At 35.2% G+C, this 20,624-nt stretch carries 20 protein-coding genes and 1 tRNA gene; 16 read left to right on the forward strand and 5 right to left on the reverse strand.

Going from position 1 to position 20,624, the window contains the following annotated elements:
• Window positions 1–216: 216 nt before the first annotated feature.
• From H3T43_RS08185 to H3T43_RS08200, 4 genes are read left to right on the forward strand one after another with little or no spacing between them, the layout of a single operon-like run.
• A complete protein-coding gene (locus tag H3T43_RS08185) occupies window positions 217–1,227 on the forward strand; it encodes a PTS sugar transporter subunit IIB (protein ID WP_198213875.1) in 1,011 nt (336 codons plus the stop codon).
• Window positions 1,228–1,244: 17 nt separating this feature from the next.
• On the forward strand, window positions 1,245–2,054 hold the full coding sequence (locus H3T43_RS08190; RefSeq protein WP_034980532.1) for a PTS mannose/fructose/sorbose transporter subunit IIC: 810 nt from the start codon (window positions 1,245–1,247) through the stop codon (window positions 2,052–2,054).
• Between the two features lie 27 nt (window positions 2,055–2,081).
• Window positions 2,082–2,996: a PTS system mannose/fructose/sorbose family transporter subunit IID gene (locus H3T43_RS08195; RefSeq protein WP_034980545.1), complete on the forward strand. Its 915-nt coding sequence runs from the start codon at window positions 2,082–2,084 to the stop codon at window positions 2,994–2,996.
• A 6-nt stretch (window positions 2,997–3,002) separates the two neighbouring features.
• Window positions 3,003–3,365 (forward strand): DUF956 family protein, encoded by a 363-nt coding sequence (locus H3T43_RS08200; protein ID WP_198213877.1) that lies wholly within the window; start codon window positions 3,003–3,005, stop codon window positions 3,363–3,365.
• A gap of 42 nt (window positions 3,366–3,407) precedes the next feature.
• Here H3T43_RS08200 and H3T43_RS08205 read toward each other — a convergent pair whose 3' ends face one another.
• Window positions 3,408–4,097, reverse strand: a complete 690-nt coding sequence (locus H3T43_RS08205) for a B3/4 domain-containing protein (RefSeq protein WP_198213879.1) — start codon at window positions 4,095–4,097, stop codon at window positions 3,408–3,410.
• Window positions 4,098–4,231: 134 nt separating this feature from the next.
• A complete protein-coding gene (locus H3T43_RS08210; RefSeq protein ID WP_198213881.1) occupies window positions 4,232–5,602 on the reverse strand; it encodes an amino acid permease in 1,371 nt (456 codons plus the stop codon).
• A 186-nt stretch (window positions 5,603–5,788) separates the two neighbouring features.
• Here H3T43_RS08210 and H3T43_RS08215 point away from each other — a divergent pair, with 186 nt between their 5' ends.
• On the forward strand, window positions 5,789–6,337 hold the full coding sequence (locus H3T43_RS08215; RefSeq protein ID WP_046324362.1) for a GNAT family N-acetyltransferase: 549 nt from the start codon (window positions 5,789–5,791) through the stop codon (window positions 6,335–6,337).
• A 37-nt stretch (window positions 6,338–6,374) separates the two neighbouring features.
• On the opposite strand, the gene galE is transcribed toward H3T43_RS08215, so the two are convergent.
• Window positions 6,375–7,367, reverse strand: coding sequence for a UDP-glucose 4-epimerase GalE (galE, locus tag H3T43_RS08220; protein ID WP_034980556.1), 993 nt, complete (start codon window positions 7,365–7,367; stop codon window positions 6,375–6,377).
• Window positions 7,368–7,507: 140 nt separating this feature from the next.
• On the opposite strand from galE, the gene H3T43_RS08225 reads away from it, so the two are divergent.
• The 7 genes from H3T43_RS08225 to H3T43_RS08255 all read left to right on the forward strand — a co-directional run bounded on the left by H3T43_RS08225 (window position 7,508) and on the right by H3T43_RS08255 (window position 14,485).
• Window positions 7,508–8,266 carry an NADPH-dependent oxidoreductase gene (locus H3T43_RS08225; RefSeq protein ID WP_046324363.1) on the forward strand — a complete coding sequence of 253 codons (759 nt, stop codon included), beginning with the start codon at window positions 7,508–7,510 and terminating at the stop codon, window positions 8,264–8,266.
• A gap of 67 nt (window positions 8,267–8,333) precedes the next feature.
• Window positions 8,334–8,406: transfer RNA gene (locus tag H3T43_RS08230), tRNA-Thr, on the forward strand.
• A gap of 183 nt (window positions 8,407–8,589) precedes the next feature.
• Window positions 8,590–8,883: a HigA family addiction module antitoxin gene (locus H3T43_RS08235; protein WP_046324379.1), complete on the forward strand. Its 294-nt coding sequence runs from the start codon at window positions 8,590–8,592 to the stop codon at window positions 8,881–8,883.
• Between the two features lie 198 nt (window positions 8,884–9,081).
• Window positions 9,082–11,850, forward strand: coding sequence for a DNA methyltransferase (locus tag H3T43_RS08240; protein ID WP_198213883.1), 2,769 nt, complete (start codon window positions 9,082–9,084; stop codon window positions 11,848–11,850).
• Between the two features lie 276 nt (window positions 11,851–12,126).
• Window positions 12,127–12,837 carry a uracil-DNA glycosylase family protein gene (locus tag H3T43_RS08245; RefSeq protein ID WP_198213884.1) on the forward strand — a complete coding sequence of 237 codons (711 nt, stop codon included), beginning with the start codon at window positions 12,127–12,129 and terminating at the stop codon, window positions 12,835–12,837.
• 38 nt (window positions 12,838–12,875) lie between these two features.
• On the forward strand, window positions 12,876–13,628 hold the full coding sequence (locus tag H3T43_RS08250; RefSeq protein ID WP_198213885.1) for a hypothetical protein: 753 nt from the start codon (window positions 12,876–12,878) through the stop codon (window positions 13,626–13,628).
• Between the two features lie 119 nt (window positions 13,629–13,747).
• Window positions 13,748–14,485 (forward strand): BspA family leucine-rich repeat surface protein, encoded by a 738-nt coding sequence (locus tag H3T43_RS08255; RefSeq protein WP_198213886.1) that lies wholly within the window; start codon window positions 13,748–13,750, stop codon window positions 14,483–14,485.
• 126 nt (window positions 14,486–14,611) lie between these two features.
• Here the strand turns inward: H3T43_RS08255 and H3T43_RS08260 are convergent, their stop codons facing one another.
• The gene (locus tag H3T43_RS08260) at window positions 14,612–15,376 is read right to left on the reverse strand and encodes a MerR family transcriptional regulator (RefSeq protein WP_198213887.1); all 765 of its coding nucleotides are present in this window, start codon (window positions 15,374–15,376) and stop codon (window positions 14,612–14,614) included.
• 131 nt (window positions 15,377–15,507) lie between these two features.
• Window positions 15,508–16,470 (reverse strand): D-2-hydroxyacid dehydrogenase, encoded by a 963-nt coding sequence (locus H3T43_RS08265; RefSeq protein ID WP_198213888.1) that lies wholly within the window; start codon window positions 16,468–16,470, stop codon window positions 15,508–15,510.
• Between the two features lie 309 nt (window positions 16,471–16,779).
• Here H3T43_RS08265 and H3T43_RS08270 point away from each other — a divergent pair, with 309 nt between their 5' ends.
• From H3T43_RS08270 to H3T43_RS08280, 4 genes are all read left to right on the forward strand, one after another.
• Window positions 16,780–17,631, forward strand: a complete 852-nt coding sequence (locus H3T43_RS08270) for a zinc ribbon domain-containing protein (protein WP_198213889.1) — start codon at window positions 16,780–16,782, stop codon at window positions 17,629–17,631.
• A 14-nt stretch (window positions 17,632–17,645) separates the two neighbouring features.
• Entirely contained in the window at window positions 17,646–19,046 is a 1,401-nt protein-coding gene (locus H3T43_RS08275) for a zinc ribbon domain-containing protein (protein WP_198213890.1), read from the forward strand.
• Between the two features lie 336 nt (window positions 19,047–19,382).
• Window positions 19,383–19,571 (forward strand): hypothetical protein, encoded by a 189-nt coding sequence (locus H3T43_RS09455; protein WP_223898755.1) that lies wholly within the window; start codon window positions 19,383–19,385, stop codon window positions 19,569–19,571.
• Window positions 19,558–20,487 carry a phosphate/phosphite/phosphonate ABC transporter substrate-binding protein gene (locus tag H3T43_RS08280; RefSeq protein WP_198213892.1) on the forward strand — a complete coding sequence of 310 codons (930 nt, stop codon included), beginning with the start codon at window positions 19,558–19,560 and terminating at the stop codon, window positions 20,485–20,487. Before H3T43_RS09455 ends, H3T43_RS08280 begins: the two co-directional genes overlap by 14 nt.
• The last annotated feature ends 137 nt before the right edge of the window (window positions 20,488–20,624 follow it).

The raw sequence follows: 20,624 nt of genomic DNA on the forward strand, positions 1-20,624 counted from the left end.
ACTGTTAATCAAGATGTCGTCAGTTCGAGTCTGACAGCCGGAGCGAGCAGAGAGGAAAGAGAACCTGCGGGTTCTCTTTTTTTGTCTATTTATTAAGCATAAAGTGTTAGTCTTAGTATATTAGAAAAATGTTAGGCAATGGTTAGAAAATGTGACACAGAGCCTGTTTCACGGTACAATATTAACGGATACATTTTATCTAAAGGAGGAAATCTCATGGTAGGAATTGTTTTAGCCAGCCATGGTGGATTTGCCGATGGAATTGCGCAGTCTGCGCAAATGCTGTTTGGCGAACAAGACAATTTTGCTCATGTCATTTTGAAGCCCGATGAAGGGCCTGATGATATAAGAAGCAAAATGGAAACAGCAATTACTTCATTTGGAAATCAAGATGAAGTTCTGTTAATAGTTGATTTATGGGGAGGTACGCCATTTAATCAAGCAAATGCTTTGCTTGAAAAACATCCAAATTGGGCGGTTGTTACTGGTATGAATTTACCAATGGTTGTAGAAGCACTAACTCAGAGGATGACAAATCCTGACATTACCGCTCATCAAATTGCCACAGCGATTGTTGAGCCGGGTAAGGATGGAATAAAAACTAAACCTGCTGAATTAATGCCAAAAGGTTCTACAGAAACGAAAAAGGGATCAAATTCTGAAAATAAAGAGAGTAAGAAATCTATTCCTGAAGGTACTGTCGTTGGTGACGGTCATATTAAGTTTGTTTTAGCTCGGATCGATTCCCGATTGCTACACGGACAAGTGGCAACTGGCTGGATACCAACCATGCACCCTGATCGAGTTATCGTTGTTTCTGACAGTGTAGCAAAAGACGAAATGCGTAAAAGCATGATTCGTGAAGCTGCTCCTGCTGGTGTCAAAGCGCATACTGTTCCGTTGAAAAAGATGGTAGAGATCGCTAAGGATCCCCGTTTTGGTAACACCCATGCCTTACTGCTTTTTGAAAATCCAGAAGATGTTTTAAAAGTCATAAAAGCAGGCGTTGACATTAAGACAGTCAATGTTGGCTCAATGTCCTATAAAGTAGGCGATGTCAATGCTAACAATGTATTGTCCATGAATCAAGAAGATGTTGATACTTTCCACGAACTTGCAAAAATGGGAATCAAGTATGATGTGCGTAAAGTTCCAACTGATAAAGAGGGCAATATGGAAGCTATTTTAAATAAAGCTCAAAGTTTGCTTGATGAACAAAACAAGTAAGAGAATAGGAGTAAAAAATGAACGCTATTCAAATGATTTTAGTTGTCATAGTTGCCTTTCTTGCAGGTATGGAGGGCATCTTGGACCAATGGGAATTCCACCAACCATTGGTTGCTTGTACACTAATCGGCCTGGTAACCGGTAATCTGGTTTTAGGTGTTATCTTAGGTGGATATTTACAAATGATTGCCTTAGGCTGGGCTAACATTGGTGCTGCTGTTGCTCCTGATGCCGCTTTAGCTTCAGTAGCTTCGGCTATTATTTTGGTGCAAAGTGGACAAGGAACAAAGGGTATTGGTATGGCTACAGGTATTGCGATGCCATTAGCTGTTGCCGGACTCTTTTTGACCATGATTGTGCGGACTATTTCTACTGGTATTGTGCACATTATGGACGCAGATGCCAAAAAAGGTAATTGGCGTAAAATTAATATGTGGCAATGGATTGATGTTTGCCTGCAAGGATTGAGAATCGCTATTCCGGCTGCCTTGCTGTTAGCTATTCCAGCATCGACTGTTAAATATTGGCTGGGCTTAATGCCGGCATGGCTTAGTGATGGTATGTCAATAGGTGGTGCCATGGTTGTTGCCGTTGGTTACGCAATGGTAATCAACATGATGGCTAGTCGTGAAGTTTGGCCGTTCTTTGCTATCGGTTTTGCTTTGGCAGCTATTAAAGATCTAACTTTGATTGCTTTGGGTGCAATTGGTTTAGCAATGGCGCTCATGTACTTAGCTTTAGAGTCAAAAGGTGGCAATAACGGCAGTTCAAGTTCTGATAATGAGGGTACCGGCGATCCACTCGGCGATATCATAGATGACTATTAGAGTGATATTTAAGAGGAGGATTTTATAATGGCTGATAAAAAAATAAAATTAACTAAAGCCGACCGCTTCAAAGTTATGTGGCACTCACAATTTTTGCAAGCTTCATGGAACTACGAAAGAATGCAGAACGGTGGGTACGCATATTCACTTATTCCTGCTTTGAGAAAACTTTATCCTAAAAAAGAAGATATGGCAGCTGCTTTGCAGAGGCACCTGGTCTTCTTTAACGTTCACCCTTATCTAGTATCACCAATTCTAGGTGTTACTTTAGCCCTAGAAGAGGATAAGGCTAATGGAGCTAAAGTTGAAGATGAAGCTATTCAAGGTGTTAAGGTTGGAATGATGGGACCTTTAGCAGGTGTCGGTGACCCTGTATTCTGGTACACTGTACGACCAATTGTTGGCGCCTTAGGTGCCTCAATGGCTATTCAAGGCAACATTTTAGGACCAATTTTGTTCTTCGTTATTTGGAACGTAATTAGGTTAGCTTTCATGTGGTACACACAAGAATTTGGCTACAAAGCCGGTTCTGCAATTACTAATGATATGTCAGGTGGTCTGTTGCAAAAGGTAACCCGTGGAGCTTCCATGATGGGTATGTTCGTTTTAGGTTCCTTGATTGAGCGCTGGGTTAACATTAAGTTCACTCCGATTGTTTCAAAGACACCTGTACAAAAGGGTGGCTATATTGATTGGGGTTCACTTCCAGCTGGTGCTAAAGGGATTCAGCAGGCACTAATTGACCAAGCTAATGGCTTATCTTTAACCAAGTTTAAAATTACTACTTTACAAAACAACTTGGATAGTTTAATCCCTGGTTTAGCTGGACTGCTTTTGACTTTCCTATGTATGTGGCTGTTAAAGAAGAAAGTTTCACCGATTGTAATTATTATTGCCATCTTTGTTGTTGGTGTCGTTTTGCATGTTCTACATGTGCTTTAATCTAAAATGGTTGAATCAAGAAATACTAAAGTTGATTTAACGGCAAATGCGACTTGGTTTCGTTCGTTTTCAACATATGGTAAAGTAATGGTCGGAGATAAGGCATTTGAATTTTATAATGATCGCAATATCTCTGATTATGTCCAAATCCCGTGGCAAGAAGTTACCTATGTAGTTGCGGATGTTTATTTTCACGGACGTTATATACCACGTTTTGAAATTCGCACCCGTGCAAATGGAAAATTTATTTTCACAACACGAAATAATAAAAAAACTTTGCGCGCTATTCGTGAATATGTTCCTGCTAATAGAATGCGGCAGGCGCTGGGATTATGGCAAAAAATCAAAATAAGAATAATGCATAAATAAAAAAGTTCCTAGACAAAATTAATTGTCTAGGAATTTTTTTACTTAATTCTTGGTTTTAATACTTATTTCTCCAACAACACCTAATTCACCAGCAACTTTCTTTTGTAAAGCTTGAATTGCTTGATCAGCTCGTTCTTTTTGATCATCAGTTACTGCTTCCATGATTAAAATCGCATTAGTAGTATCTTCGGTCAACATGGTTCTCTTGCCATCGCGCCAGTTAAGTGAACGGCACACTGCACCACTATCATCATAATAAATCACTTCACCTGCTCTAGGAGGATCGCTTTTTTCAGCACCAAGTGGGTAAAAGTCTTCATTTCCTGTTGCTACGCCCAGGTGCATTTGACCTGCAATTTGATCAAGATCTTCACCACCACACGGAACAGCATATTCTAAAGAGACACTATTATAAATATCAACCAGAGGATTTATAGGATCAAAAGTCTTGTCCTGAGAAACTCGCTTCAAAAGAGCCTCAATTGATGCTCGTGCACCTTTTTTCTTCTTAAATTTGGTGAGCACATCTCGCCATTCGGCAACAACAGTATTGTCTTTAAAATCTTTTTCTGTTAAATATTGTTTAGCTTCTTCTTCAGCTTGATTGAGCATTATTTGATACTTTTCCGATTTGTCAGGGATGTGGTTATTAATGCCACTAACAACTAATGTGTAAATTTTTGCCTGTGGAAAAATTGACCAAAAAGAGTTATCAATAATTAGTTCCTGCATGAGTTACCTCCAAAAATAAAAACACCTAGCAAACTCTACTAAGACCTAAAGAGTTCGCTAAGTGCTCTCGCCCGGTGGCGATATTTCTTAATTTTTTAAATTTTAATATAAAAAGCCAGCAAATGCAAATACAATTATGCCATTTTTTCCTTGTGCCAAATTTTAGACAAGGTTGACAAGACTATAAAGATTAACAGTGCTGAAATCATAGAAATCCTGTTTTCAGGTAAGATTAACAACAATATGATCATTAAAATAAAAAAGATCAGTGTTATGTAGTCCAAAAAAGGGAAACCAGGCATTTTAAAATCTGTTAATTCTTGTGCTGGCGTTTTTTTGCGGTAGGAAATGTGGGTTAAAAGCATCAGACACCAGATAATTAAAAACATACTGGTAGATGTAGATGAAATAAAATTAAATGCCTCATTCCCAATAATTATAATAACTAAGGGAGCCAAAGCCATTAGGCAAGCGGATAAAGTCAAAGCATTCTGTGGCAGCTGTCTTCTTAGGTGACCAAATGTCTGGTTAAATTTTCCCTTACCGTTAAAAGTAACAGAAAATAGCAATCTGCCTGCACTGTATAAAATACTGTTAGTCGAGGAAACAGCAGCAGAAATAACCACAAAATTGATAATTGAGCCGGCATTGCGGATGCCAGTTGCAGCTAATGTCTGTACAAAAGGACTAGAGTTAGTTGCTACTTTATTCCATGGAATCACCACTAAAATAGCGATGATAGCAAGCACATAAAATAAAATTATTCGTAGTGGAACCTCATTAATAGCCTTTCTAATTGTTACCTTGGGGTTTTGCGCCTCTGCAGCAGTTAATCCGACTAGTTCAACTCCAACAAAGCTAAAGATAACCATCTGAAAACCGGAAAAGAACCCGGTGCTGCCTTTAGCAAAAAAGCCACCATGTGTGGATAAGTTAGTAAGAGTAACGGGTCCAAAAGAGGTTTTTCCACCAGTTATTAACAAATAGGCTACTAAAATCACGAATGCAATAACGGTCACAATTTTAATTATGGCAAAACTAAACTCCAGATTGCCAAAAAGCCGTGCAGAAAGCAAATTGATAAATAATAGAATTGCGATGGTGACTAAGCCAGGTACCCATGTAGGCAAATGGGGAAACCAGTATTGAAAATATATTCCCAAGGCTGTCATTTCTGCCATACCCAGAGTTACCCAGCTGATCCAGTAGAGATAACCTGAAATAAATCCAGTGTTTTTACCCAAGTACTTTTCAATAAAATCAATATAGGTATGCTTGGATAAGTCTGAAACTATGAGCTCACCTAAAGCCCGCATTAGTAGAAATAAGAAAATACCGACAACGACATAAATTAAAATGACACTGGGACCGGCTCGTCTAATACTATTACCTACGCCTAGAAATAAACCAGTACCAATTGTCCCACCCAGGGCAATCAATTGAATATGCGCGTTAGTCAAGGTTCGTTCGTAACCAGAACCGTTATTTTCCTCTTCTTCGCTCATTAAATCACTCCAAATACTTAAAAATTAGTTACATTATTAAATTATAGCATTATACATAAGCGTATGTTTTTAACAAAACCAAAATTTCGCTAAATTGTAAATTTTGTTATGTTAAAAAGGGCTTTATTTAAAGACAAATTGTAGTATCATATATTTTATTAAAAATAAATTAAGGAGGAAGATTTAATGTTTACCATTGGCCAATTTACTGTTAATAACTTGGATATTAGTTTGGTATTACCGGAAGTCAGTCATGCGGAAGCTTTATACGAAATTATTGTCCATGACCGTGATCAGCTGGCACATTTTTTACCTTGGGCAGGTAAGATTGCGAGTGTCAAAGATGAAGTTGATTTTATTAAGGCAATGCGAGTTGACACCGCTAATTATAAGAAACTGGTACTAGTTGTTCTTGTCAATGGCAAACCAGCGGGAATGGTTGACCTGCACAATATTAAGTTAAAAAATGAAAGCGGCGAAATTGGCTATTGGCTGGGGCAAAAATATCAGGGTAACGGAATCATGACTCAGGCCGTTAAAAAGTTAGTAGACGTGTCATTCAACCAGTTTGGATTACACAGTATTAAATTACTGGCAGATCATAATAATAAACCTAGTAGAGCCATTGCAGAGAGGCTGCACTTTGAATATGTGGCTAGGCTTAAAGATGAAGTTAAGTATCACGGTAAGTTCTGTGATATGGAGTTATATATCACATTTAATTCTAAAAACTAATCAAAAAAATTGCTGGTAAAATTTACCAGCAATTTTGTTATTTGTCTTCGTATCCTTGAGGATGAGTTTGGTGCCATTTCCATGCACTTGCCATTACATCTTCAGCGCTCTCGTGTTGTGGCTCCCAGCCTAAAATAGTTCTGGCTTTGGTTGAATCGGCAACTAAACTGTCAGGGTCACCTGCACGTCGTGGTCCCATAGTATATGGAATTTCAATATTGGTAACTTTACGAGCCGCTTGTAAGATCTCTAAGTTGGAATAACCATGAGCAGTTCCTAGGTTGAACACATCGGATTTATTGGTTTTAATTAAGTACTCTAAAGACAGCAAGTGTGCGTCGATGAGATCTTCGATTTGAACGTAATCTCTGACATTAGTGCCATCTTTAGTGTCGTAGTCATTACCAAAAATAGTAAATTTACCATCGCCACTGACAGCACTTTTTAAAATATTAGGAATTAAATGCGTTTCCGGAGAGTGATCTTCTCCAATTGACCCATCACTTGCAGCACCAGCAACGTTGAAATAGCGCAGTGCAATTGATTTGATACCATCAGCTTTATCTGCCCAATGCATGATTTTTTCCATCATTACTTTGGTTTCACCATAAGGGCTAATCGGATTAAGAGGTGAATCTTCAGTAATTGGCAATTTCTTAGGGATGCCGTAAGTTGCGGCACTTGAAGAAAAGACGAGGTAATTGACACCGGCATCTTTCATGGCTTCTAGGAGTGCGATCATACCTGAAACGTTATTATCATAGTATTTTAGTGGGTTTTGTACAGATTCAGGCACTAAAGAATATGCAGCAAAGTGCATAACTGCCTCAATTTTTTCTTGACGCAATATTTGGCTAACTAAAAACTTGTTTTCAATATCTCCATGGTAAAACTTGGCTTTAGGGTTGACTGCTTTTCTGTGTCCAGTGTACAAAGCGTCTAGGACAACAACATCATTATTTTGTTCAATTAATTTTTTAACAGCTACCGAGCCAATATACCCGGCACCGCCGATAACTAAAACGCGCATAAATTCCTCCAATTATTATATGGTAATGATCTTCTGTCTAAATTTTAGCACAGTCTGTTAATTTAAAAGACAATTATTGACAGTAAAATCATTTTGCAATACAGTTACTTTTAGTAAGATAGTTAGAAAGAAGTATCAAAATGATTCATAATTCCACAATTAACCAGCAAATTAATCATCGCTCTATCAGAAAATTTAAAGATCAAACACTAAGTGCAGAACAATTAAATACTTTGTACACCGTTTTTCAACATACAGCGACCAGCATGTTTATGCAAAATGCGACAATGCTTCATATTACTGATGAAAGTAAAAGGGCAAAAATCAGGGAATTGTGCGGACAAAAATATGTTGGTGCTGAAGGAGATTTGTTTATCTTTGTAGTTGATTTATACCGCAACCAACAAATTCGCCGCCAATTAGGTAAAGATGACGGACGTGTTCATACCACTGACATTTTCTTTCAGGGGATGGATGACACATTACTTGCTTGGCAAAATGTGGCTAATGCTGTTGAAAGTATGGATCTAGGCTATGTGCCTCTTGGCACCATTAATGATCATCCGTTAAAAATGCTAGACGTATTAGACTTGCCTAAGCTGACATTTCCAGCGTTAGGGATGCAAGTGGGTATTCCTGATCAAGAGCCGCAATTGAAACCGCGCTTGCCACTAGCATTTACAACTTTTGAAAATGAGTATCCGCGTGATTTTAAAGTGGTAGACTTGAAAGACTATGACCAAGTCGTTACCACTTACTATGACTTGCGGGATGCTAATAGACGTATTGATTCTTTTACCAAGCAAATAACTGGTGACAAGTTAAACGATAAGAGAATTGATCGTGACGAGTTGCCAGAATTGTTGCACAAGCAAGAGCTTTGCCTAGATTGGAAATAAAATAAAAGTCGCGCATTCGATTGCACGACTTTTTTTGTTTTGGTATAATTTAAACGTTGTGAAAGTTGCTGATTTAGCTCAGTTGGTAGAGCGTTTCCCTCGTAAAGAAAAGGTCGCCAGTTCGATTCTGGCAATCAGCATTTTTAAATTTCAGATAGTTCAAAACCTTTCAAAGAAGTCCTAATGGGTGAGCGCTTGAAAGGTTTTTTATATTGCACCTGTATTAAATAGATTTGGATAATCAGGTAAAACTTCAGAATAAAAACAAAATATTTTTACAAATGTAGAAATTGTTGATTATCACTAATCGAGAGTTTAATAAAATGAGTAAAATTACGAAACCCACAATTGGAGAAATACTAAAAGAAGAAATTATGAAGCCGTTGCAAATTTCTGCATATAAACTAGCAAAATTAATAGGTGTGCCTACTTCAAGAATTCAAAACATATTGCATGATAGAATTGGAATAACAGTCGATACTTCTATTAGGTTAGGTAGAGTATTTGGCGTGAGTGACAAATATTTTTTAAATTTACAGGAAGATATAGATTTTTGTAATGCTAAGATAAAAAAGGGTAAAGAATACGATCAAATAAAAAAGTACCAATCTGCATAGCTGTTTTATCCGTTGATATGTTTGAAATTTGAAATAGTCTTTTAAAATAATTGTAGGTATATAGTTATATTTCTTAGTAGGTAAAAGTTTCCTGAAATTAAATATAAAAACTGAATTTGGTCCGAATTTTTATATTCTAATAGAAACGCTATTTTGTATAATAGAATTAATTACTAGATTAGTTACAAGGATAAAATAATGGATGTTGCAACACAAAAGAAAAATGCAAAAAAATTTATTAATGATTGGAAAAATCGTGGGCGTGAAAAGCAAGATAGTCAGTCATTCTGGTTAGCATTGTTACATAATGTGTTAGATGTAGAAAAACCAGAAAATTTTATTCATTTTGAGGAAAAGGTGCATCTTGAACACGATAGTTTTATTGATGCATATATTGATCAGACTCATGTGATGATTGAGCAAAAGGGTAGTAATAAAAACTTAGATAAGCCAATCAGACAATCTGATAAAACATCTCTCACTCCCTTTCAACAAGCACAGAGATATTCTGCTGGATTGCCATATTCAAAACGACCTAGATGGATTGTAACTTGCAATTTTAAGGAATTTCGAGTTTACGACATGGAACATCCTAATTCTGAACCTGATAAAATTGAGCTAAAAAATCTTGAGAATGAATATTATCGCTTGGATTTCTTAGTTGATAAAAGTAATCAAAATTTGGAAAAAGAAAAACAAGTTTCAATAGAAGCCGGGGAATTAGTTGGCCAAATTTATGATGAATTATTAAAGCAATACAAGGATCCTGACAGTGAATTTTCTCAAAAAAGTATTAATCAGCTTTGTGTGAGAATTGTTTTTTGTCTTTATGCAGAAGATGCCGGAATTTTTGGTCGTAGAAATATGTTTCACGATTACCTAAAGGATTTTGACGCTCATCACTTTCGATCAGCATTAATCAATCTTTTTAAAGTTTTGGACACAAAAGTAGAAAATAGAGATCCTTATTTAGCTGATGATGAACCTGTACTTGCAGAATTTCCTTACGTTAATGGCGGGATGTTTTCAGATGAGAAAATTGAAATACCTTCTTTTACTGATGAATTAAGAGACTTATTACTTAATAAAGCTAGTAATGAATTTGATTGGTCTGAAATAAGTCCAACTATTTTTGGAGCAGTTTTTGAATCTACTTTAAACCCAGAAACTAGACGTCAAGGTGGAATGCATTATACTTCTGTTGAGAATATACATAAAGTGATAGATCCCTTATTTCTTGACGATTTAAAAGATGAATTCAATGAAATTAAGAAAACTAAGCAGCCAGCAACACTAAAGAAAAAAGCGAAAGCTTTCCAAGATAAAATTGCTAACTTAACCTTTTTCGACCCTGCCTGTGGATCTGGTAATTTTTTGACAGAAACATATTTACAACTTAGAAAGCTAGAAAATGAAGCAATTAAGTTAATATATGGTGATAATGTTCAGTTGGATGTAGGACAACAAATAGTAGAAGTTACTATTCAAAACTTTTATGGAATAGAAATAAATGACTTTGCTGTATCTGTGGCAAAAACTGCTCTTTGGATTGCTGAAAGCCAAATGTTAGAAGAAACAAAAGAAATTGTTTATGCTAATTGGGATTTTTTACCTTTAAAGACTTATTCGCATATTCATGAGGGAAATGCACTAACAATGGATTGGAATGTAGTGCTGCCCAATTATGCTTGCCATTATATTATGGGAAATCCTCCGTTTATAGGTACTAAGTACGAAAATAAAAACCAAAAAACAGATATAAATAATTTAAATCATAATTTAAAAGGAATTGATTATGTTTCAGGCTGGTACTATAAAGCAATTGAATATATTCAAGATACTAAAATCGAATGCTGCTATGTGTCGACCAACTCTATAACTCAAGGCCAACAAGTTGCTATATTATGGTCAATACTTTTAAAATTAGGCATAAAGATAAATTTTGCATATAGAACTTTTATTTGGACTAGTGAGGCAAGCCAAAAGGCTCATGTTCATTGTGTTATTATAGGTTTTTCTTTGTTTGATAGGAAAAAGAAATTTTTATACGAAAATGGCTTAGTTTCTAATGTGTCCACAATTAATCCATATCTTGTGGATGGTCCAAATATATTGATTAAGTCAAGAAGCAAACCTCTTTCAAATGTATTAAAGATGATAAAAGGGAGTCAGCCTACGGATGGTGGAAATTTAATTTTAAATGAATCAGAAAAATCAGAATTAATTAAAAGTGAGCCTAAGTCCAAAAAATATATAAGAAGGTATATGGGTGCGAATGATTTAATAAAAGACAAGTGTAGATATTGTTTATGGTTAAAAGATTGTACACCAAATGATTTAAAAAATATGCCATTAATTTTAAAAAGATTGAAATTAGTACAAAGTTCAAGATTGAATAGTAAAAAGGCAGCAACACAAAAATGGGCGAAATTGCCATCATTGTTTACTGAAGATAGGCAACCAAATAATGATTATTTAATGGTGCCAGTAGTTTCTTCTGAGCAAAGAAGATATATACCTATGGCTTTTGTGAGTAAGGATGTTATAGCAAATACTAACGCACAGATGATTCCCAATGCTGGTTTATATGAATTTGCTATTCTTGAATCAAATATGCATATGGGCTGGATGAGAACTGTAGCTGGAAGAATGAAAAGTGATTATGCCTATTCTGCTAAAATAGTCTATAATAATTTTCCTTGGCCGAGTCCTACTGATAAACAAAAGGAAAAGATAACAAATACCGCACAAGAAATTTTAGACGCTCGTGCTTTATATCCTAAAGATTCACTTGCCGATTTATATGATCCATTAACTATGCCACCTGAACTTCTAAAGGCTCACCAAAACAATGATCGTGCAGTAATGGAAGCGTATGGGTTGCCAGTTAAGACTACAACAGAAAGTGATGCTGTCGCCTTTTTATTTGATTTATATAGCAAACTCATTAAAAGTAAAGATAATTAATACCTAACTATTTTACCTTTTACAAAACTTTAGCTCAAAAAAAGAGTGATTGTTTGAATTATCAAAGATTCAACAGCTTGCAAGTCAATACTGAGTAGAAAGTAAAGGATTGATCCATAATGATGGGTTAATCCCTTATTTTTCTTTAGCCCCGTATTTAAAAAGATCAATGCTATGGTAAACAACATACTTTTTCAAAATTATCCGTAATTATGCGAACATATGTACTATAATTTGCTTATATAATTTTGTAACTTTATATGATAGCAGGCATTTATGAAACAAAAACAAACTTTTTCAGATAAAGTTTTTCAATTTGATCAGGAATTAGGTAATGTAAAAATTAATTTACCTGAACTATATAAAATAATTAATCCTTATAGTGGCAGAAATAAAAAGCAAGTTTTACAAATGGTTCAAATTTTCTATCAAAAATATTTCAATGATAAAAACAAGCGGCGCTTAATACTGGGCAGTTCTCCGGCGAGAAGAGGATCGGCAATAACTGGAATTCCCTTTGAAGATGCTTTAAATCTCCAAAAAGAAACAGGAATCTCAATAGCAAATTTTCATGTTAATAATGCAGCTTCTAATTTTTTGAATAGAGTCATATATGAATACGGTGGTAGGCACAAGTTTTATCATAATTTTTATCTTAACTTTGTTTGTCCCTTAGGCATTTGCAAGATCAATTCCAAGGGTAACCAAGTAAATTGCAATTATTATGAAAACAAACAAGTTGAAGAAATGGTAACTCCTCTTATAATTTCTGCGCTTAAAACGCAAATTAGCTTTGGAATTGATACTTCCGTTTGTTACTGCATAGGCAGTGGTCAAAATTATCAAGAACTAAGCAAAATTAATAAAAATTGGGGGTTTTTTCAGAAAATAGTTCCGCTTGAACATCCACGTTTTATTACACAATATCATCCAGAAGATGAAAAGAAATATTTGCATAAATATCTGAATGCTTTGATGGGTAAATAATAAGCGTTAGTCCGAAAAATAAGTGAGGTTATCAATTTATGTCCGAAGTAATTCTTAAAAAAGCAAGAAAAATTTATCAAATGTACCAAAATGGTGATTTAGGTGATACTACTTTACCTGAAGATAGCAACCCGCACCTAGATCCAAGTACCAATGAAAATGCGCTCTATTTCACGTTGCCAATGGCTTTAAATTATCAGAGAAATTCCTATACTTTGTGGGAAAATGCCTTGAAGACATATGAAGATACCGAAACTAGTTTTGTTTTTATACCGGCAAAAGTTATTACTGCTGGGTATGGAGCAGTGCAAAAAGGTTTGACTAAGTATCGGCTTGCTTTGCAAAAGAACAAGCAGACAGACATTTGGCTTAAATTATGTCAAACGTTTATAGAGCTTTCTGATGGTAGTGTTATTAAATTCACTAACAGCTTGGATAATGATGTGAATAAAATAAGGCATTTTATGCAAAAAGATGCCAAGAAAAAGTTCCCGTATTTGTCTGGTAATAAGCTTTGTAACTATTGGCTGTATGTCCTCAGTAAATACACTGCAATTCCCTTAAAAAACACTAATAATATTTATATTGCTGCAGACAGGCATGTAATCAGAGCAAGTTACAAATTAGGCTTAATTACTAAAGAACAAATTGAAAGTTCTAAAATGCAAATTTATGTGATTAGTGCTTGGGCAAAAGAACTGCAGGGAACAGAATTTGTGCCAACCGACTTGCAAAATTCATTGTGGTTATGGAGCCGGAATGATTTTAAAGATTTGGATTCTTGCAATTGAGAGTGAAACTTGGTATGAATTAATTAGCTTTATGTTCTTTCTTATTGAAAATAAGTGCATAAAAGATATAAAATTAGTTATGGTTAAAGAAATAGTTTTTTTATGAAGGAAAGAAAAAAATGAAAGTCAATCATGATATCAAAAAAATTACCAGTAAATTACTAGTTAGTTCTGTAATTGCAGGCATTTTGAGTGGGGTTGCTATTAATGTGATTCCTGAGAAAGCAAATCTTGTTCAAAATGTTCAAGCCAAAAAGAAAAAACGCGCAAAAGGAAAGAAGAAGGTTAGGAAGGCAACAACTAATCAGGAAACTGCCAATATTAATAAAAATATTAATATTAGCAAATACTCTAAAGACAATGATTGTATTTTGAAGTTCGATCCTAGCACTAAAACATTGCATATTAAAGAAGGAGAAAATAGCGATGTACTAGGGAGTACCTCAATTTATGATACGGTTTATAATGCGGGTAAACATATTTCTAAAAGAAATATATTTAAACCAACTGATATTGAACATATAAGTATTGATAGCGATATAGCATTATCAGATTATTCTTCATATTTATTTGCCAGATTGTATAATTTACAGGACATTACTGGTCTTGATAAGGTAGACACAGGAACTGTTAGAGATATCAGTTATATGTTTTTCAAAGATAAAAAATTGACCCGGCTTGACCTAAGTAGCTGGGATGTGAGTTCAGTATACTCCTCAGATAATATGTTTTCTGGAGATACATCTTTGACTGAAATTAATTTGACAGGCTGGGGAGATACTTTGTCTGATTTTGCATTTGATGGCCTTGATACCACAAAAGTCAAAATTATTGGTTTTGATGACGATGACGATTAAATCGCATGTAAAGTTGTTTTACATATAAATAAATTGCTTAAACAAAAAACCTTTCAAAACAATTCTTAACGAATTTGTATTTGAAAGGTTTTATTTTGCAACTAGTTTTATATAAATTAAAGACCTTCACGCATAGTAGTCAATGATTGCTTTCAATATTCTCGCAGCGTCAGGGTTGCCTGTGGCTTCTTCATAATATTTGCTAAAACGTAGGTCACACACATACATTTGGGCGAGATTCTTGTGCGCCACTGCCGAATATTGGCCTTTAGGCCAAATTGTCAGTAAATATTCTTTATGTAAGTCGAAAAGGTGCTTGGCAGCATCTTGTTTGACACCAGCAGTATTATCAAAGTTCTTTAGTTCAGTTAAAATTTCAGCACTTAGTTTTTTGAAATGTGATAATTCATCTGCAGATAAAGAATTGAACTTTTCATTACTAAGATCTATTTGAGCGTCACCATATTTTTTCCTAATTTCCCTACCGTATTGTTTTTCATTTTTGCTAATTATTTCTGTTTTTAATGTGGCAAATTTTTCCGTATCAGTCATTTGTGCTTCTCCCTTCATTGTTGCAAGTGTCTTGTCTAAATTCCTAATCAAATTATCTAGATATTGTTGCTGAGCGACTATTTTGTCCCGCTGGTTTCGTAAAACTTGATATTGAGTTTCCGGTGAAGTCTGCATCACCTGTTTTATTTGTTCCAGTGGCAAGTCAAATAGCTTTAAAAATAGAATTTTTTGCAATTGGTCAACTTCGCTTTTCTCATAATAGCGATAATTGTTTTCGGGATTCCTACGCGCTTTTAAAAGTCCCTGTTTATCGTAATATCTTAAAGTTCGTGATGAAATGCCAGCTAGTTTTGCTAGTTCATTGATAGAATACGACATGTTTAAAATCTCCTCACTTGCAAAATTAAGTATATTGGTTGACGCAGCGTTAAGGTCAAGCACGGAAAATGATTTTTGAGAATAAAAAAGCCAGTAACTCAATCAAGATTACTGGCTTTTAACTATGATATTTAATTTACGACATTTAATTTTTCACCATTTAGAAAAGCCTGCAGATTTTCAACGACAATTCCAAGCAAACGATTGCGGGTTTCGCGTGGTGCCCAGGCAATATGAGGGGTAATGTAGCAGTTATTAGCAGAAAGAAGTGGACTGTCAGCAGGAATTGGCTCTTTTTGTGCAACATCAATTCCAGCTGCAGCAATCTTACCTTCATTTAAAGCATCGGCGACATCTTTTTCATTAATTAAACCGCCGCGAGCAGTATTAATTAAAATGACGCCATCTTTCATTTGACTAATTGCTTCTTGGTTTATCATTTCAGTGGTTGACGGTGTTTGTGGTACGTGTAGACTAATAATATCTGCTTGCCGATAAAGTTGATCAAGTTCAACCTGCTTAACGTAATCAGGTAAATCTGATTTAGGACGATGGTTCCAAAAAATCACATTCATAGAAAAGGCATGACCAATTTCTGCCACTTTTTTTGCTATATGACCGAAACCAATAAGTCCTAAAGTTTTACCGTTTAGTTCCATTAACGGTTTTGCCCAAAAAGTAAAATCAGGATTGCTGCTCCAGCGACCTTCATGGACTAATTTGTTATGTAAGCCAACTTGGCTTGTAATTTCAAGTAGCAATGCAAAAGTAAATTGGGCAACTGCATCAGTACCATATGTAGGAATGTTAGTAACGGGTATGCCAGCTTCTCGAGCTGCGGTCGTATCGACAATATTGTAACCGGTAGCAGTCACGCCAATGTATTTAACGTTGGGAGCGGTCTCAAGCACATGTTGGTCAAGTGGAGTTTTATTAGTTAAAACAATTTCAGCATCGCCAATACGTTTTAAAATTTCATCATCATCGTCCACTGGGGTACGATCGTAAAAGGTGCATTCACCTAGTTTTTCAAGAGGTGACCAATCTAAGTCTCCTGGATTTAAGGCATAACTATCTAAATTAACAATTTTCATAATATAACCTCACTTTTAATATATCTATACCTTATAGTTTACTACATATTATTGCTGTAACTATACATTATAAGATTATAGTATGATGGTGATTAAAAGAGCATTTGACAGTGTTTATAAATAATTCTAAAATTACTCTGTATTATGCATTTTAGTAATATCTCACTATTACTGACAATGAGCAAATTAAATAGTGGTGGTATGTTATTTCTTTATGGATTTTATGTCATGCAATAATCTATAAATAGTGGTATAAAATTAAAGTAGTAAATAAATATATAAAATAGTGGAATTAAGAAGGAGTTATCAATGAAAAAATGTCCTCAATGTGGCGCCTTAATGGGAAAAGACGTCAATTTTTGTACGTCTTGCGGTTATGATTTGCGTAATGTTAGTATACAAAAGGTAGAAGAGGCGCCTACTAATCCAGTTGAAAATACTGCCCAAGTAGAGCCAAAACAGACCGAACCTCAGCCTCCAGCTGCCAGTGAGCCAGTTAATTACGGAGATCAATTTCAAAATTACTGGCAATGGTGTGTTGATTCCTGGCGTAATCCAGGTACTAGTAGTCCTAATGTGGCAAGTTGGTATGGTTGGTTGACCATTTTGATTGAAGATGCCTTTGTGGTGTTGGGTCTATATTATTGTGCCAATACTATTGTTAGTACTTTGATTAACTGGGCCAACCGCATGGGAGCCAACATTAATGGCTGGGAGAATTTTCATGTTCCCTTTAACATTATGCTGGAAATATTTGTGGTGCTGGTGATATTTGAAGCAATAGTCATTGGCGGCTTTTATGCTGGTTATCGGTATGTCTATGACAGACAGCTGGGCTTTTTTGAGTTTATTAATCGTGGTGCCCATGCGTTCAACTTCAATTTGCTTATTTCTGCCGCATTCTTTTTACTAATGCTTTTAGGACTAAATAGTATTAAATTCGTAATTGCCGTATTTATCATAATGCTAGCTTTATTCTTTGCTGGCCAGCATATTATATTATTTGGCGATCAGGGAGCAGTGCATGATAAGATTTTTGGCTTCTTAATTGCTTTTGCCATTATCTTTGTATGTCTGATGATTTTAGATTCAATTATTTATAGTTCTATGGTCCATTCAATCATCAATCAAATTATGTCAATGCAAAATGGTTCAATGTAGATAGAGTGAAGGAAATGAATGATAAAAAATTTTGTCCTAATTGTGGTAAAGAGGTAAAACCGAATGCGGAATTTTGCCCTAACTGTGGTCAAAAATTACCTCAGACCCTGCATAGTAGAAAAGAATATCGCAGTCAGCAGAAAAATACTGCCGCGCAGTCAGTTGTCAATCAGCCACAAGCCATGGCAAGCTCAGTCCATCATCCCATGAAAAAAAGAAATAAGGTCTTGCTAATCTGCTTGGGAGTTTTGATTGTTGCATTTGCGGCATTTTATGCTTGGGGTTCTAATCATTATCAAAGAAATAATCAGATTAATCAGATTGCAGCCAGTTTGAAAAATCCTCATTCTGATTTATCCCAATTCGTAGTTTCTGAAAATCCTAATGCTCGTGTGACAACGGCAGCTCTAAAGCCAACTCAGGAATATTATGCGGAACACTACGTTGAAGCAGATAAAATGGCTGATGCTTTTAAATACGGTAATGAATATGAAAATGTCAGCTTGGTTCAAAGCGGCCGTTACTTACTTTTATTCCCTAAATATTGTTTGCAATTAAAGACTTATACACCGCAGATTAAAACCAATCACGCCAATTCTACTATTTATGTCAACAATAAAAAATTTGGTGGTGTTGACGGAAGTGGTGAGGACTATTATAAAAAAATTGCTCCTTTATTTCCGGGTAAATACCACATTGAAGTAAAATCAGTTGCGTCTGGCCACCAGTTGTCTGCCGATAAAAGTACCACTATTTTTTCTAATAAAGAAATTAACATGAATATTAAAACTGTTAATTTCATGATTAAAAGTATCCCTTCTGCCACGATTTACATTAATGATAAAAAAGTGGGCAATCTTGATAAAAAGGGCACGAAAGTGTTTAAAGATTACCCTGTAACTGATGATATGAAGATCTATGTGGTTACTAAAGTTGATGGTAAATCTATCAAATCAGAAACTGTTGATTATGATGAAATGGGCTTTGAAGATGACGATGATAGCAGCAGTAATGTCATTAAGCCCGAATGGCCTGGCTTAATTAGTAAAGATGATGCTGAAGAGCTTTTAGAAAATGATTTTACTTCCCCAGATGAAGATGACTTTGTTGGTGGTGCTGAAAATAAAGGCTATCAGGAACTACATTCTCAAAATTCCGGTTTTGATAAGGATGACGATATCAATGAATATAATATGGAATGCTCTGTAGTTTCGATTACTCCAGCGCCAAATAATTGTAGCAGCGTAACTTACAAGATTACTTACACTTTTGAACACGATGATTTTGAACATAAGCAAGTGATGCTATACACTGGCGGACTTTTCAAACAAACTGGCGACAGCGATGACAGCAGTCAAAAGATTAAATCAATTGGCAACGGCAAAATAATTAGTGATAAAAAATACGATAATTAACGGTTTATAAAAAGTAAATACTTTAAGCTTGTTTTTTTATTGGATAAGAGAAATATATTAATATTTTATTAATCTTTATTATAAACGGAAGGTGACATTTTTATAAGCACTGCGAATTAAAGTATAGCTGGAATGGCATATCACGATGATAGCGGAACAATTTCAAGAATTTAGGATCTTAACTGTAAAGTTGAATTAAATTATTAACAATTATAAAAAGCGCTTTCTAAATTAAAATGAATAAAAGAACAATTTTTGATAATGAAACTACTGTAATAACTCTCAATATTGTGCTATTATTTTCTTAGACTAAGAAAGAGAGGCAGATTTCTCCATATGCATGTATTAACTCAAAATTATGAGCAACTTGTTATGGGGAAAGTGCGGCTTTCTTATCTAAACAATAAGTTGTTGCTGTTTTTTAATATGATCATGAACAGACCTGGCATTATCACCTTATGTGAAATGCCGGGTCTTTTTGATTGCAATATTTCCAGTTTAGGAGGAAATCATGCCAAAATTTAAAAAGTTTTTAGTAGGCGCTATTGCAGTTTTGGGTACTGCTTTTCTTGCTGGGTGCTCTAACTCAACTAAAAAGCAGGCTGATAGCGGAACGCCAAAGTCTCTCAATGTGCAGTTCGTACCTAGCGTTTCTGCCAATACGCTTGAAACTAAGGCCAAGCCATTAGAAAAAATGCTGTCAAAACGGCTGGGTATTCCAGTTCACGTTTCAGTTTCAACAAGTGGCAATGCATTGGTAGAAGCAATGAAATCTAAAAAAGTCGATGTCGGTTTTTTGCCGGGTGATGACTACGTGCAAGCACATAAACAGCATGCAGCTGATGTTTTATTACAGTCAGAGCGGTTTGGTTTGACTAGACCAGATGGCAACTGGACTAAAAAATTAGTTCATACTTTCCATTCTGAAATCTTAGTCAGAAAAGATTCTGGTATTAAGAGCTGGAAGGATCTTAAAGGTAAGAAAATTTCCATTCAAAGCCCAACCTCAACGTCTGGTTATATTTTTCCAGTAGCTGAATTAAAGGAAAAAGGACTAGATGTCCCTCGTAGCTGTAAACTAGTTACTACAACTGGACACGATCAAGCAGTTTTAAACGTTTTAAATAAAGATACAGATGCAGCTTTTGTCTTTGAAGATGCCCGTAATAACGTTATTAAGGACAACCCTAAGATTAAGTCCCAAGTAGTACCAATTTATTACACAACTGAAATTCCTAATGATACTATTTCTGTCATTCCAAGTTTGTCTAAATCATTCCGGGAAAAGTTAGCTAATGCGTTTATTGCAATTGGTAAATCTAAAGAAGGTAAAAAAGTTATAGAGCGGGTTTATTCTCATGAAGGATATGTCAAAGCCAAAGATAGTGACTATGACACTGTTCGCAAGTATGAAAAAATCGCTGAGTCAATTAAAAAGTAATTAAGCTTATAAATAATTACTAAAAAGTGCATCTTTTGTTGTTTGAACAGGAAAAGATGCATTTTTTGTGGTTAAAATATAGAATTAATATAGTTAAGAATAAGTTTTTATAATAATTTGCAATTATTGCTTTAGCA

The organism is Lactobacillus sp. M0396 (assembly GCF_016101625.1).
Taxonomy (GTDB): Bacteria; Bacillota; Bacilli; order Lactobacillales; family Lactobacillaceae; genus Lactobacillus; species Lactobacillus huangpiensis.

Coding starts and splice junctions, on each gene's coding strand:
- H3T43_RS08225 (WP_046324363.1), top strand. CDS start 7,508: ATGATTCATAATTCCACAATTAACCAGCAAATTAATCATCGCTCTATC.
- H3T43_RS08265 (WP_198213888.1), bottom strand. CDS start 16,470: ATGAAAATTGTTAATTTAGATAGTTATGCCTTAAATCCAGGAGACTTA.
- H3T43_RS08275 (WP_198213890.1), top strand. CDS start 17,646: ATGAATGATAAAAAATTTTGTCCTAATTGTGGTAAAGAGGTAAAACCG.
- H3T43_RS08235 (WP_046324379.1), top strand. CDS start 8,590: ATGAGTAAAATTACGAAACCCACAATTGGAGAAATACTAAAAGAAGAA.
- H3T43_RS08215 (WP_046324362.1), top strand. CDS start 5,789: ATGTTTACCATTGGCCAATTTACTGTTAATAACTTGGATATTAGTTTG.
- H3T43_RS08255 (WP_198213886.1), top strand. CDS start 13,748: ATGAAAGTCAATCATGATATCAAAAAAATTACCAGTAAATTACTAGTT.
- H3T43_RS08240 (WP_198213883.1), top strand. CDS start 9,082: ATGGATGTTGCAACACAAAAGAAAAATGCAAAAAAATTTATTAATGAT.
- H3T43_RS08200 (WP_198213877.1), top strand. CDS start 3,003: ATGGTTGAATCAAGAAATACTAAAGTTGATTTAACGGCAAATGCGACT.
- H3T43_RS08245 (WP_198213884.1), top strand. CDS start 12,127: ATGAAACAAAAACAAACTTTTTCAGATAAAGTTTTTCAATTTGATCAG.
- H3T43_RS09455 (WP_223898755.1), top strand. CDS start 19,383: ATGCATGTATTAACTCAAAATTATGAGCAACTTGTTATGGGGAAAGTG.
- H3T43_RS08205 (WP_198213879.1), bottom strand. CDS start 4,097: ATGCAGGAACTAATTATTGATAACTCTTTTTGGTCAATTTTTCCACAG.
- H3T43_RS08210 (WP_198213881.1), bottom strand. CDS start 5,602: ATGAGCGAAGAAGAGGAAAATAACGGTTCTGGTTACGAACGAACCTTG.
- H3T43_RS08270 (WP_198213889.1), top strand. CDS start 16,780: ATGAAAAAATGTCCTCAATGTGGCGCCTTAATGGGAAAAGACGTCAAT.
- H3T43_RS08190 (WP_034980532.1), top strand. CDS start 1,245: ATGAACGCTATTCAAATGATTTTAGTTGTCATAGTTGCCTTTCTTGCA.
- H3T43_RS08195 (WP_034980545.1), top strand. CDS start 2,082: ATGGCTGATAAAAAAATAAAATTAACTAAAGCCGACCGCTTCAAAGTT.
- galE (WP_034980556.1), bottom strand. CDS start 7,367: ATGCGCGTTTTAGTTATCGGCGGTGCCGGGTATATTGGCTCGGTAGCT.
- H3T43_RS08280 (WP_198213892.1), top strand. CDS start 19,558: ATGCCAAAATTTAAAAAGTTTTTAGTAGGCGCTATTGCAGTTTTGGGT.
- H3T43_RS08260 (WP_198213887.1), bottom strand. CDS start 15,376: ATGTCGTATTCTATCAATGAACTAGCAAAACTAGCTGGCATTTCATCA.
- H3T43_RS08250 (WP_198213885.1), top strand. CDS start 12,876: ATGTCCGAAGTAATTCTTAAAAAAGCAAGAAAAATTTATCAAATGTAC.
- H3T43_RS08185 (WP_198213875.1), top strand. CDS start 217: ATGGTAGGAATTGTTTTAGCCAGCCATGGTGGATTTGCCGATGGAATT.